Here is a 13,737-nt window from a genome sequence, read left to right as displayed (position 1 = left end):
AAGACAGCTTCATAAAATCATAAAAAAATGAGTGAAAGTACTGAAACCATAGAAGAATTATTAGCCATTGTTGGTTTAAACGAAGGCTACAGAAATGAAAGCATACACCTTTTAGAAAAAGGTAATTCAAGATACGTACGTGACCTGAAATTAAATTTCAGCAGCACTTTAACTTCAGCACATATTACTGAGAAAGAATGTGCTTTGTTAGGTGTGAGCATCGCTGTGAACAATAACAATAAAGTATTGACAGATTTCTTTGAGAAATATGCACAGTCAAAAGATGCTACTGCCGAAGAAATTGCTGAGGCAGCAGGATGCGCATCTTTATTGGCTTTAAACAACGTTCTTTACCGTTTCCGTCACTTTACGGCTAAAGAAAAATATACAAGAATGCCAGCACGTGTACGCATGCAGTTAATGGGTAACCCGGTTACCGGTAAAGAGTTTTTTGAATTAATGAGTTTAGCTGTTTCTGCTGTTAACGGATGTGAAATGTGTGTGAATGCACATGAAGAGTCTATTTTAGCATTAGGTGCTACTGAAGAACGTGTATTTGATGCTATTCGTATTGCTTCAATCGTTACTTCTGCCGGTAAAGTAATTTATTAGTCTATAATTATTACAGAAAAGGAGGTTCTGAAAAGGGCCTCCTTTTGTTGTATATGGAGGTTTTTGAAAATATATCTCATTTTATTTGGAATTACTGAACAGTGTTCAGTACATTTGTGGCGTATAATCTAAGAGAATGGGCATATCAGAGAGAAAAGAACGGGAAAGGGAAGAGATGAAAACGATGATTACTACTGCGGCCATGAAAATGTTCCTGGAGGATGGTTATGCAAAAACATCTATCCGTAATATCGCCGATGCTATTGAATACAGCCCCGGCACTATTTACTTATATTATAAAGATAAAGATGAGCTGCTTTTTGAAGTTCAGGCACAAGCTTATTTGAAGTTACTAGCGGCATTCAAACAAAATGTAACTAGTACTGATTTGCTGGAAAGACTGGAGCAGCTGGGCAAAACTTACGTTTCTTTCGGTTTGGCCAACCCTGAATTATATGACCTGATGTTTATTATCAGGGCACCAACAAACGTGGATAAAGAAGTTCATGGAGATAACGGCCATGATACACTTACTTACACAATCAGTTTGATTGAGGAATGTATTCAGGCAGGCCTGTTAATTTTTAAAGATGTAAACCAGGCGGCATTGCAAATCTGGTCTATGGCGCATGGTTTGGTTTCTTTAAATCTTCGCTGCCGTTTAAAGGTGATGATTCCTGAAGAAGCTTCTGTGCCTGAAATTTTACACAAAGCAATAGAAGAATATTTATTATCCATAAGGGCTTAGGCCTTTTTTTTGACCCATTACTAAACACTGTTTATTATGTATACATCATTTATCAGAGCATCTGTATTACTCACCGGATGGATGCTTATTTTTGGAAACCCCGTCATGGCCCAGCAGCAAAACCGGCAGCTTGATGATTATATTTCATTGGCTTTTGCGCAAAATCAGGGCTTAAAGCAGCAGAATTTTGATTTAGAAAGATCAATGTTTGCATTGAAAGAGGCTAAATCAATGTATATGCCTACAGTAAGTATGCTGGGAAGCTATACCAAGTCTGCTGGTGGCAGAACTATAGACGTCCCGGTAGGAGATTTGGTTAACCCGATTTATACGGCGCTGAATCAACTGACTTCATCTTCTAAATTTCCACAGGTTGCGAATCAGTCATTCTTATTAAACCCGGACAATTTTTATGATGTGAAATTACGGACCTCGCTTCCGCTGATCAATGCAGAGATCCGTTATAATAAATTGATTAAACAGAAACTGATCAGCAGCCAGCAGGCGGCTGTAAATGTTTATAAGAGAGCTTTAGTTAAAGATATTAAGACTGCTTATTATCATTATTTTCAGGCTTTACAAGGCATCGAAGCTTACCGGAGTGCAGAACTGCTTATTAACGAAAATATTCGCGTAAACACGAGCCTTTTGCGTAATGGGGTAAGAAATGGAACAGCCTTGCTGCGTGCGCAAACTGAGCTGGAGAAAAATAACGCTGCTTTAATCAATGCGCAGCGTACCGCGGATAATGCAAAGGCTTATTTTAACTTTTTGCTAAATCGTTCTTTAACGGAGACTATCCAGACAGACAGTGTGGCCATTGCAGCTATATTGTCTGTGCCTGATACGACAGCTGGTATTGGCGGCCGTGAAGAATTGAAACAGCTGGCTTTATTGAAAGACGTAAATAACCTGGATTATAAATTACAGCGGTCTAACCTGATTCCAAAACTGAGTACGTTTATCGACCTGGGTTCACAGGGAATGGATTTCAAAGTGAATGACAAAACAAGATACTATCTGTGGGGGGTGAATCTACAGTGGGACATCTTTACGGGAGGTAAAAACAAATTCCGCGCAGCGCAGGCCCAGTCTAATATACGGTCTAATCTTGCAAAAATTGATGAAACAGAGCAGTCATTTAAGCTACAGTTAGTACAGGCTTATAATAATTATCATTCGGCAAAAGCCGCTTGTGCCAGTGCGGTTTCGGGTTTATCGTTTGCGGGTAAATATTACAGGGATCAGTTGAAGGCTTACCGCGCAGGACAACTGTTATACCTGGAATTGATTGATGCTCAGGATCAGTTAACAAGTGCAAAACTGAGAATGGCTGATGCTCAGGCTGATTTGCAAATTACGCTTGCTGAGCTGGAACGTGACCAGGCAGCTTATCCATTAAATAATTAATATAAAAAGATATACAAGATGAAATCAATTCATTATGCTACGCTATTGCTGTGTATACCATTATTTTACGCATGTAATCATTCAAATCAGGCTGTCAGTAAAAAAACAGGAAATGATACGATCCCTGTTAAAATCATGAAGCTGAACCAGGAAAATACCAATGCAGCTATTGCTGTCTCCGGACAATTCACAACTGATGATGAAGTGATGTTGTCCTTTAAAACCGGGGGGATTATTAATAGTCTGCTGGTTAAAGAGGGGGATGCGGTGAAAAAAGGGCAATTACTGGCAACTTTAAACCTGACAGAGATTAATGCACAGGTACAGCAGGCACAATTGTCTTATGAGAAGGCAAAAAGAGACTATCAGCGTACAAAAAATCTGTATACTGATAGTGTAGCTACGCTGGAACAACTTCAAAATAGCAAAACTTCACTTCAGGTTGCCGGGCAGCAGTTGAACCTGGTTGCTTTTAACAGGAAATATTCTGAAATACATGCACCTGAAAATGGGTTCATCCTGCGTAAACTGGCTGATGCCGGACAGCAGGTTTCTTCTGGTACAGCAGTATTGCAGGTGAATGGTGCACAGTCAGGAAAATGGCAGTTAAAAGTGGGGATCAGTGACAGGGAATGGGCCATTCTGAAACTGAATGATCATGCTACGATCGAGACGACTGCAGTTCCGGGACAAATGCTGGATGGTGTGGTGAGCCGTAAATCTGAAGGTGTTGATGCAGCTACTGGAACTTTCACAGCTTATATCACCTTAACAGGGAATAAACCTAAAGCTATTGCAGCCGGCATGTTTGGTAAAGCAACACTTCATCCTTCGAGAACAACTGAACACAAAGGAACCTGGCAGATACCTTATGAAGCTTTACTGGATGGGGATGGTAACAGCGGATTTGTATTTATTACCAACGATAACAGGACTGCACATAAGGTTAAAGTAACCGTTGCCGGAATTGAAAAAAATACGGTAACAATTAGTGATGGGCTACAGGATGCCGGGGCACTGATTATTTCAGGGTCAGCTTATCTGACTGATCACAGTGCGATCAGTATTCATTAATCCCTAAAAGCAAAGAAATGAAAATATCAGATTATGCTGTAAAAAACAGCCAGTTTACACTGGTTATTTTCCTGATGATTATTGTATTGGGAATAACCACGATGTTAAGTATGCCCAGGTCTGAGGACCCTGAAATGCATGCACCTGCCTTTTCTATAATTATTGTGTATCCAGGGACCAGTCCAAGGGATATAGAAGACCGGGTGGTTACGCCGCTGGAGAAAACGATATCCGGATTGGATGATATTAAAAGAATCCGGACAAATATCTCTAATGGTGTGGCTGTGCTGAGGGTAGAATATAAATACAGCTCTAGTGTAGAGGGTAAATACCAGGAGATTGTAAGAGAGGTGAATAGCAAAAGAAGCGAGTTGCCGGCAGATATTTATAGTATTGAAGTGCAAAAGCAGCAGCCCTCGGATGTGAATGTCCTGCAGGTAGCTTTGGTTTCTGAGAATGCGCCGCGCAGCCGGATGCAGTATTATGCGGAAAAACTACAGGATGAACTGGAAAAAGTGGCTGCATTGAAAAAAGTATCCATTTTTGGTTTGCCAAGACAACAGGTCCGTATAGAACTGGATCTGGAAAAAATGGCACAGATGAACCTGCCGGTTAGTGCGGTGAAAAATAGCCTTCAAAGTGAAATGGCGAGTATACCGGGCGGCAGTATTGACGCTGCGCATCAGACTTTTAACATTGTAACCAATGAATACCGGACTTTAGATGCTGTTCAGAATACGATCGTTTATGCCGCGGGTGGGAAAAATATAATCTTAAAGAATATCGCTAAGGTTTATTATGGTTATGAAGAGGATAAACACATTACCCGGTTAAACGGACACAGGTGTTTGTTTGTGACTGCTGCACAGAAAGAAGGAGAGAATATCAGTAAAACGCAGAAGAATTATCAGCTGGTGCTGGAGGGTTTTAAAAAGACTTTACCTGCAAATATAGATCTGGTTCAGAATTTTGATCAGGCTGATAATGTGAACAGAAGGTTATCCGGCCTGGGACATGATTTTATCATTGCGATTTTATTGGTTGCGGTAACGCTATTGCCTTTGGGAATGCGCCCGGCTATTATAGTGATGATTTCTATACCGCTTTCGCTGGCCATTGGGATTGTATTGCTGCAATTGTTTGGTTTTAACCTCAATCAGCTCAGTATTGTGGGGCTGGTGGTCGCATTGGGGCTGTTGGTGGATGATAGTATTGTTGTCGTCGAAAACATTGAACGCTGGATGCTGGAAGGGCATAGCCGTCTGGAAGCTACTTTAAAAGCTACAAAACAGATTGGTATGGCTGTAGTAGGCTGTACAATTACATTGATTATTGCTTTTATGCCACTGGTATTTTTACCAGAAGGATCGGGTGATTTTATCAGGTCATTACCGCTGGCAGTTATTTTCTCTGTGATGGCTTCTATGCTGGTTTCTTTAACAATCATTCCTTTTTTATCGAGCCGTTTATTGAAAACACATGTAGGCAATCCAGAAGGGAATATGCTGATGCGTGGTCTGAAAAAGCTGATCCATGGAAGTTATGCCCGTTTATTGGATAAAGCACTGCAAAGACCTATTTTGACTATTTCGATAGCTGTAGTACTGTTTGCGGGGTCTGTATTCCTTTTTAAAATGATTGGATTCAGTTTATTCCCTGCTTCCGAAAAACCTCAGTTCCTGGTGAATATTACTACACCTAATCAGTCTAATCTGTCTTATACCGATACTGTGGCAAGGGCAATTGAGAAAGAATTGAAGAAAGAGCATGACGTGAAATACTATTCTTCTAATGTGGGTAAGGGAAATCCCCGTATTTACTACAATGTAATCCCTGAAAATGACCGGAGTGATTTTGCTCAGCTATTTGTACAGCTTGATGAGCATACTTCGCCTGATGAAAAGCTAAAGCTGATTAAAAAATTACAGCAGCGCTGGGCACATTATCCGGGGGCAAAGGTTGAGGTGAAGAATTTTGAACAGGGACCGCCGGTGGTAGCGCCGATAGAGGTGCGTCTTTTTGGAGATAACCTGGATACCCTGCGCTCACTTTCTATCAAAGTAGAAAAGCTATTGAAAGAGGCTCCGGGAACTATGTATGTCCGGAACCCGGTTTCTTTGCTTAAAAGTGACATCCGCGTGGTTGTGAATAAGGAAAAAGCACAGTTATTGGGAGTATCGACTATCAATATTGATCAGACAGCAAGGCTAGCTGTGACAGGTTTGAATATGGGCGTTTTTTATAACAATGATAATAAAAATGGATATGGGGTATTGTTAACCCGTACTAAAGAGGGCAGGCCCGGAATGGATGCTTTCCGTAATTTGTACGTAGATAATGCCAAAGGAACTGCTTTGCCAATGAACCAGGTGGCTGATTTGAAACTGGAAGCTTCGCAGGCGGTGATTAATCACCAGGAAAAGAAAAGAGTGGTATCTGTGCAGGCAAATGTTCAGGATGGATTTTTGGTCAACCGTGTGATCGATGATGTGGTGCTGAAAATGGATAAGTTCCACTTGCCGGCAGGTTATAGCTATGAGATGGGAGGAGAAGTGGAATCGAAAAATAATTCATTTGGCGGGTTTTTAAGCATTATTCTGGTGACTGTATTCTTGTTCATTGCTGTGCTGATCCTGTTATTTAAGACCTTTAAGAGTACGCTGATTGTGTTATCGGTGATTCCTTTGGGGGTGGTAGGGGCTGCGGTAGCTTTATGGGTTACCGGTAATTCATTGTCTTTTGTGGCTATTATTGGTTTAATTGCACTGGCAGGGATAGAGGTGAAAAACACGATTCTGCTGGTAGATTTCACTAATCAGCTGAGAAAGCAGGGCAAGAGTTTGCAGGACGCTATACGCGAAGCTGGTGAGGTGAGATTTTTACCTATTGTATTGACTTCTCTGACAGCAATAGGTGGGTTAATTCCTATTGCAATCTCCACTAATCCATTGATTGCACCTTTAGCGATTGTTTTAATTGGCGGACTGATCAGTTCTACTTTACTGTCAAGAATTGTTACCCCGATTATTTATGAACTGATACCTCCGGTTATAGTGGTTGAAGAAAATCTGAATGAAGAAAAAGTATAGCAATGAAAAAGGAGGCCCCATATAAGGTGGCCTCCTTTTTTTGTTAATTACAAAATTAATTAAGCAGAGTTTCTGCCTGCATTTACAATTCCGTAAACAGTTCTTATGGCTAATTTCTCGTAAGACTGATGTTCTTCGTCTTTGAGCTCATGCTGCAGCTTTTCTAAAGCGAAATGCTGAATCAGAACTAAAGGAAGAACGATTTTCTCTCTTACTGCAATAGATCTTTTTTCGACAGGATAGTTTTCCATCAGTGTAGTATGACCGGCTAATTTTAACAGCATTTCTTTTGATCTTTCATATTCATCGCGCAGCATTTTCCAGAAATCACCAAACTCAGGATCATTGGCAAAATGTGCGGTGATAGAGAAATCAGTTTTGCTCATTGACATCATACCATTGTCTATAATGGTTTTGAAATAACCGGATTCCTGATAGGTACGGCGGATTTCCTCCCAGTTGCCGGCTGCTTCCTGGTTCTTTAAAGCAGTTCCTATTCCATAGAAACCAGGGATATTCTGTTTTAACTGTCCCCAGGCAGTTACAAAACTAATGGCCCTTAAATCTTCGAGACGTAGTTTTTCTCCTGAACTTCTTTTAACCGGCCTGCTGCTGATCGTGATTTTAGATAATAAACTCAACGGAGAGAAGCGTTCCAGGTAATTTAAGAACAATGGATGTTTACGTAAGGCAACAAAGGCTTCAAAGCTGTCTTTTGCCATTACATTTAAGATATCCTTATGCGGTGAATCGAGTAAAATATTGTGCTTTTCTTTCAGCCCGGACGAAATACCTGCATTAATCAGCTGCTCCATGTTAAATTCGGCACTGTCAATAGAACCATATTGTGAACTGATGGTTTGTCCCTGGATAGTCAGCTGAATATTTTTGTTAGCGATCTCTTTACCCATAGAAGCATAAAAACGGTGGGTTTTACCTCCTCCTCTTGATGGCGGGCCGCCACGGCCGTCAAAAAATGCTAATTGAATATTATGTGCCACCGATGTCGTAGTTAAGGCTACCTTGGCGTTAAAAATAGACCAGTTGGCCATTAAATAGCCGCCATCTTTGGTGCTGTCAGAGAAACCGAGCATAATATCCTGTTTGTTGCCTCTGCTTTCCAGGTGTTTCTTGTAAAATGGATGCGTGTATAAACGCTCCATAATTTGTGAAGCACCTTCCAGATCACTTACGGTTTCAAAAAGCGGAACGAAATCTATAGTCAGATTTTTCTCGTCCCATCCGTTCCATAAAAATAATTCCATTAGCTGAAGCACATCGCTGGCCTGCTGGCAATTACTGATAATATAGCGGTGACAGGCAAGTTCTCCGTTTTCATGCTGTATTTGTTTGATTTCGGCAATAGTCTGCAGCGTATCCTTAGTTAATGAGTCTGCATCTCCCGGGTAATTTACTTTTGCAGTTTTAAAGGATAGCTGTTCTATTTTCTCATCCTCACTTAATTCATCATAGTTTTCAGGGAAAAGGGAAATAATTGGCTTGAATTGTCTGCAATAGGCATGTACATTACGTAAAACCCTGCTGTCCTGTCTGATGTCCAGAGAGGCAAAGTGAGAACCGAAAAGCTCAACTTTACGCAATAAATCATCTACCAGGTCTGCAAATAACCCGTCATGGAATTCAATGAGTGTATCTTTAATCTGGTTCAGGTTTTCAATCAGAAATTCTGAAATATTCTCTGCTTCAATATTAGTATCAAATGCATTTTTATAAAGTACATCCTGTACTTTGTAAACGGTTTCTTCTACCCCTCTGAAGGTGATTCTTCGTTTCAGGTTTCTAAAATCTCTGTAATAACAGCGGAATAATATCTGACGCAGCATTTTTGAAACCTGAATGGTGTCATCTGCATGTACATTAGGATTTCCATCTCTGTCTCCGCCCGGCCAGAAACCAAGTTCTATTACCTTTTTTGAAGGGATATTAAATTCTTCCAGACTATTGTCTATTTCTGACTGTATATTGGCAGCAGCGAAGTAAAAAACGTTCTCCAGGTACCAGGTTAAGCTCAATGCTTCATCGACCGGTGTCGGAGATTTTTTATTGAAAAACGGGGTCTTGCCTAATTGCTGTAAAAGCTGATTAATGGAGACAATATCGTTGATCTTTATCGCTGCAGTAAGATCGTTAATAATAGAAAGTACACTGCCCGGATAAAACTGTGTGGGATGGGCGGTTAATACCAGGCGAAGAGAAAAATCTTCGATCAGTTTTTCTATTTTTTCATGAAGCTCAGCATTAAATTCGCTTTTTTTCAACATAGATCTTAGTGAACTATGGTCTTCGGTTGTATTTAATTTAGTAAAAGAAGCATCTTCGACAGCGTCAAATAATACAACCTGACGCTCAATATATTGAATAAAACGGAACAATAAGTCGATAATGTCTTTGGAATCTGTGGTTTGGGTATACCGCTCAAAAAAGGTCTTAATGATTTCGGCAGGAGTCTTGAGATTTCTCACTCCGTCTTCACAATGTTTAATAAAAAGGGGCAATAGTGTGCCGGTATCCTTGATTTTATAAAATGGGAGGGTTAGGAACAGGCTGTTGTAAAGTTCAAATCGGGAGACAACTTCGTTGTTAAAAATGGACTCTCTTTGGCCTGTAACTCTTAGTTTCTGCGTCATAACAAAAGGTTTCTTTTTGGGAGCTTAAGCTACGGAATAATGACGGGAAGATCTATAGATAATGTTAATAAATTTATTTTGCTTTTTAATTACAAATACTATAAATTGCTTTCATTAAGGTTTTTTAACTCTTTTAAAAGTATAAGCATTCGTTGTGTGTAGCGACATTGTATTTTTTTGTAAAATGAAACAGGCTGTCTCAAAAGGACAGCCTGTTTTTATTTTAGTGAACATCAACGGGGATGTCGACATTCTTTTTGAATTTCTGCAGGTAAAGCAGTGGAATAGAGCATAATAGAACGAGCCCTACCAGCCAATAGGCATCACTGTAAGTTAACAGTAAGGCTTGTTTGGTTACTGTACCGTCAATCGCTTTGATTGCCATGATTTTCGCATCAAACATGCTGTATCCTTTGGACATAAAATTATGTATAAAGGCATTCATCCTGTCTGTGAATGCTGGATTATAGTCATTCACATTAGCCAGCAGGCTGCTTCTGTGGAAGCCCTGACGGGTATGGATTAAGGTAGTTAAGGCTGCGATACCAAATGATCCGCCTAACTGTCTCATCATGTTGTTCAATCCTGAACCCTGACCAATTTCTGCACCTTTAAGGTCCTGTATAGCTAATGTTGTTAACGGAACAAACAATAAAGCCATACCGATACCTCTGATAACCAGTGGCAGGAAGAAATCACCTGTTCCTGATGAAAGGGTTGATTTACTCAGCATATTACAGAAAACAAAGAAAAGGAACATTCCTATGGTTGCCATAAATTGCGCTGGAATCCCTTTCTTAAGGAATATACCTATAAAAGGCATCATTGCAATGGTACAAAGTCCACCCGGGAATAATAGTTCTCCGGTTTGCAGGGCAGAGAAACCTAATAGATTCTGACAGAATACAGGGAATACGAATACTGATCCGTAAAGCCCGAAACCCAGAATAAATGAGGTGACCAGACCGATAGAGAAACTTCTGTGACGCAGGATCTTGAAGTTTACAATCGGGTGGTCTGTTGACATTTCTCTCCATATAAATAAAAGAAGGCCTAATACCGCAGCAATTGATAAAGCAACAATATAAGGAGTGGCGAACCAATCTTCACTTTCTCCTTTTTCTAATACGGTTTGTAAACTACCTACTGCAATAGCCAGTAATGCGATACCCCACCAGTCGACAGGTAGACCCTGCCCGTCCTTCGGAGTCGCCTTTATATAGGTTATGGTACAGTAGGCGGCGAGTATTCCGACGGGAATATTTACATAAAATATCCACGGCCACGAACTGATGTCCAAAATATAACCTCCAATAGTAGGGCCCACTGTAGGGCCTACTACTGCACCTAATCCAAATAATGCAGTAGCAATACCAATATCTTCACGTGGCCAGGTTTCTATCAGAATAGCCTGAGCTGTGGAAATTAAACCACCTCCGGCAATACCCTGTAAAATACGGAACAAGACCAATTCTCCCAGTGAAGTTGCGTTACCGCAAAGAAAAGAGGCTATAGTGAAGACAATTATGGAAGTAAGAAAATAATTTTTACGCCCGAAACGACTTCCAAGCCAGCCCGACATGGGCAGGACAATTACGTTCGCAACGGCATATCCGGTTGATAACCAGGCTACATCCTCGAGGGTTGCACCCAGGTTACCCTGAATCTGTGGTAAAGCCACGTTTACAATAGTGGTATCAATCAGCTCCAGTAAGGAGGCTGTGATCACTGTAAACGTGATTATCCATTTTTTTAAACCATATTCGGCCATTTTCTTAGTCTTTTGTAGTTACAGAAACTTTCACACTCATACCCGGACGTAGTTTTTCGAGTATTTCTTTTGAGGCTTTAAGTTTAATCTTAACAGGGATACGCTGAACAACTTTAACGAAGTTACCTGTTGCATTATCAGGAGGAAGCAATGAACCTTTAGCACCTGTAACAGGAGAGAAGTTATAAACTTCTGCTTCTATTTTCTGATCAGGGAAAGCGTCAACTTCAACCTCAACTTTTAAACCGGCACGGATATCCTGTAATTGTGTCTCTTTGAAATTTGCAGTTACATAAAGGCTGTTTTCATTCACGATAGAGAATAAAGACTGTCCTGCCTGAATCAACTGTCCTTTTTGAATACTTTTCTTAGAAACGATCCCTGTTGCAGGAGCTTTGATTTCAGTGTAGGATAACTGCAATTTAGCAAAGTCAACATCCGACTGACGCTGAGATACACCATTGCTGCTTACTGCAAGCTGTGATTTTGTAGTACCGATTTGTTTAAGGGCCACAGTATATTCGTCTTTAGCTGCGTTGTAAGTAGCCTGGGCAACATCTCTGGTTGCTTTAGCCTGGTCAAATTGCTGCTGAGTAATTGATCCGTCTTTAATCAAATTAGCGTAACGGTCAAAATCTTTTTGTGCCTGCCATAATTTTACTTTAGCAGACTCAATATTTGCTTTAGCTGTTCCTGTGTTGGCAGAAGTAGCTACGATTTGAGATTGTGAAACACCAACGCCGGCATCTGCACCTTTCTGGCCAGCCATTGCTTGTTCTAATTTAACTTTATAGTCTCTGTCATCTAAAGTAACCAGGATCTGGCCTTCAGTAACTTTGGTGTTTTCTTCAAATTTGATTTCATTTACATAACCACCTACGCGGGCAACTACCGGACTGATATCACCGTCTATCTGTGCATCATCGGTATCTACATGGTTTCTGTAGTACATGTATTCTTTTGCGCCAAAGATGGCACCTGCAATAAGCAGTACTGTTAATATTATAGGGACAATTTTACTTTTCTTTTTTGGTTCAATTGTCTGTTCCGTTGTCGATTCTGTTGTCATTTCTAGATGGATTATATTATTGAGAAATTTTTCCTGTTGATTTTAATAAAGTATAGTAAGCCAGACCTGCGTCAGCTTTTGCTAACTCCAGATTGATTTTTGCCTGGTATAAAAGTGTTTCGGCATCAATTCTGTCAATAGCAGATGCGACGTTGTTTTTGTATTTTGATTCCAGTAATCTATCATTTTCAGTTGCCTGATCAATAGAAGTTTCCAATACCTTGATTTTGTTCTTCGCAACCTGATAGGTCTGGTAGTTTCTGTTGATTTCAGTTTTTACGTTATCAGACTGGATATCTTTCTGCAGAACGATGCTTCTTTGCTGTACTCTTGCCTCGGTTACTTTATGTTTATTGGTCCATAAGGTTCCAATATTCCATGAAAGTGTAGCGCTCGCCGTCATAGGCAGGATATAATCATGTGATTTAGGCAGTAAGCTACCGTTAGGGTTGATATAATATACATCAGCGCCGATACCGAAGGTTGGAGAAGCATTTGCTTTAACGGACTTGATGTCAAGTTCAGCAACCTTATTTTGCAGGTCCAATCCTCTTAGTTCCTGACGGTAAGATAAAGCCTGGTCAATATAGGTGTTTAGTGGAGCCACTTCTTTCTGACCATCTGAAGGATCAGTGATATCAATTTCTGTGTCTTCCGGTAAGCCTAAAAGAATATCAAGGTTATAGTTGATAATCTTACGGTTGCTTTCAATATCCAGGTCAGTCAATGTAATATTGGCCTGCTGTAACTGGAATCTTAAAACGTCGTTTTTAGTGACAATACCCTGCTCGAAGAAGCGTTGAGATTGTTTCAGCTGACTTGCTATAGAAGCTAAATTCTGGTTAACAACCTTTTTACTTTGTGCTACTTTATACAGTGAATAATAGGTGTCGATAACTGCATAAGTTACTTCTTCCTGATTTTTATCTGCATCAAGACGGGCAACATCAGCTAATAATTTGGTGCTTTGTCTGGCATACTTCAGTTTACCGCCACCATAAACCAGTTGCTGAACTGAGGCTGTACCTACAAAGGCATCTGCGCGTTTAGGTAAAAATATAGGACTACCGCCATCCAGAACCAATTGATTGGCCGGGATCTCTGCATGATTATACATAACGCTTGCTTTAGCGGTCGGGAGTGAGTTGTCTTTGGTGACATCCAGCTTTGCCATTGCTTCTTCAATTTTATTCTGAGAAAGCTTAAGGTTTTTGCTGTTTTGTATCCCTAACTGAATCGCCTCCTGCAGCGTCAGTTTCTTTACATTCTGTGCATAGAGCATGCCTGGCAGCAAGAGAGCGAAGCAACTCATTTTA

General features: G+C 40.4%; 9 protein-coding genes. 5 read left to right on the top strand and 4 right to left on the bottom strand.

From position 1 onward, the window contains the following. The first annotated feature begins 27 nt into the window (after positions 1–27). The 5 genes from HDE68_RS06615 (at position 28) to HDE68_RS06595 (ending at position 6,933) form a co-directional block, all read left to right on the top strand. On the top strand, positions 28–612 hold the full coding sequence (locus HDE68_RS06615) for a carboxymuconolactone decarboxylase family protein (RefSeq protein WP_183880221.1): 585 nt from the start codon (positions 28–30) through the stop codon (positions 610–612). A 136-nt stretch (positions 613–748) separates the two neighbouring features. Beyond that, on the top strand, positions 749–1,360 hold the full coding sequence (locus HDE68_RS06610) for a TetR/AcrR family transcriptional regulator (protein WP_183880219.1): 612 nt from the start codon (positions 749–751) through the stop codon (positions 1,358–1,360). Positions 1,361–1,396: 36 nt separating this feature from the next. Continuing rightward, positions 1,397–2,770, top strand: coding sequence for a TolC family protein (locus HDE68_RS06605; RefSeq protein WP_183880218.1), 1,374 nt, complete (start codon positions 1,397–1,399; stop codon positions 2,768–2,770). 18 nt (positions 2,771–2,788) lie between these two features. Next, positions 2,789–3,844 (top strand): efflux RND transporter periplasmic adaptor subunit, encoded by a 1,056-nt coding sequence (locus HDE68_RS06600; RefSeq protein ID WP_183880216.1) that lies wholly within the window; start codon positions 2,789–2,791, stop codon positions 3,842–3,844. Positions 3,845–3,861: 17 nt separating this feature from the next. Continuing rightward, positions 3,862–6,933, top strand: a complete 3,072-nt coding sequence (locus tag HDE68_RS06595; RefSeq protein WP_183880214.1) for an efflux RND transporter permease subunit — start codon at positions 3,862–3,864, stop codon at positions 6,931–6,933. A gap of 59 nt (positions 6,934–6,992) precedes the next feature. Here the strand turns inward: HDE68_RS06595 and HDE68_RS06590 are convergent, their stop codons facing one another. The 4 genes from HDE68_RS06590 to HDE68_RS06575 form a co-directional block, all read right to left on the bottom strand. Then, positions 6,993–9,581 carry a phosphoenolpyruvate carboxylase gene (locus HDE68_RS06590; RefSeq protein ID WP_183880212.1) on the bottom strand — a complete coding sequence of 863 codons (2,589 nt, stop codon included), beginning with the start codon at positions 9,579–9,581 and terminating at the stop codon, positions 6,993–6,995. Positions 9,582–9,804: 223 nt separating this feature from the next. Beyond that, positions 9,805–11,352 carry a DHA2 family efflux MFS transporter permease subunit gene (locus HDE68_RS06585; protein WP_183880210.1) on the bottom strand — a complete coding sequence of 516 codons (1,548 nt, stop codon included), beginning with the start codon at positions 11,350–11,352 and terminating at the stop codon, positions 9,805–9,807. Between the two features lie 4 nt (positions 11,353–11,356). After that, positions 11,357–12,421, bottom strand: a complete 1,065-nt coding sequence (locus HDE68_RS06580) for an HlyD family secretion protein (protein ID WP_183880208.1) — start codon at positions 12,419–12,421, stop codon at positions 11,357–11,359. Between the two features lie 16 nt (positions 12,422–12,437). Next, positions 12,438–13,733 (bottom strand): TolC family protein, encoded by a 1,296-nt coding sequence (locus tag HDE68_RS06575; protein ID WP_317617688.1) that lies wholly within the window; start codon positions 13,731–13,733, stop codon positions 12,438–12,440. Positions 13,734–13,737: the final 4 nt, after the last annotated feature.

The sequence above is a fragment of the Pedobacter cryoconitis genome, assembly GCF_014200605.1.
GTDB lineage: Bacteria > Bacteroidota > Bacteroidia > Sphingobacteriales > Sphingobacteriaceae > Pedobacter > Pedobacter cryoconitis_B.
Note: the sequence above shows the minus strand (reverse complement) of the source record. Positions and strands in the feature narration are given on the sequence as shown.

Coding starts and splice junctions, on each gene's coding strand:
- HDE68_RS06610 (WP_183880219.1), top strand. CDS start 749: ATGGGCATATCAGAGAGAAAAGAACGGGAAAGGGAAGAGATGAAAACG.
- HDE68_RS06575 (WP_317617688.1), bottom strand. CDS start 13,733: ATGAGTTGCTTCGCTCTCTTGCTGCCAGGCATGCTCTATGCACAGAAT.
- HDE68_RS06590 (WP_183880212.1), bottom strand. CDS start 9,581: ATGACGCAGAAACTAAGAGTTACAGGCCAAAGAGAGTCCATTTTTAAC.
- HDE68_RS06595 (WP_183880214.1), top strand. CDS start 3,862: ATGAAAATATCAGATTATGCTGTAAAAAACAGCCAGTTTACACTGGTT.
- HDE68_RS06600 (WP_183880216.1), top strand. CDS start 2,789: ATGAAATCAATTCATTATGCTACGCTATTGCTGTGTATACCATTATTT.
- HDE68_RS06585 (WP_183880210.1), bottom strand. CDS start 11,352: ATGGCCGAATATGGTTTAAAAAAATGGATAATCACGTTTACAGTGATC.
- HDE68_RS06605 (WP_183880218.1), top strand. CDS start 1,397: ATGTATACATCATTTATCAGAGCATCTGTATTACTCACCGGATGGATG.
- HDE68_RS06615 (WP_183880221.1), top strand. CDS start 28: ATGAGTGAAAGTACTGAAACCATAGAAGAATTATTAGCCATTGTTGGT.
- HDE68_RS06580 (WP_183880208.1), bottom strand. CDS start 12,421: ATGACAACAGAATCGACAACGGAACAGACAATTGAACCAAAAAAGAAA.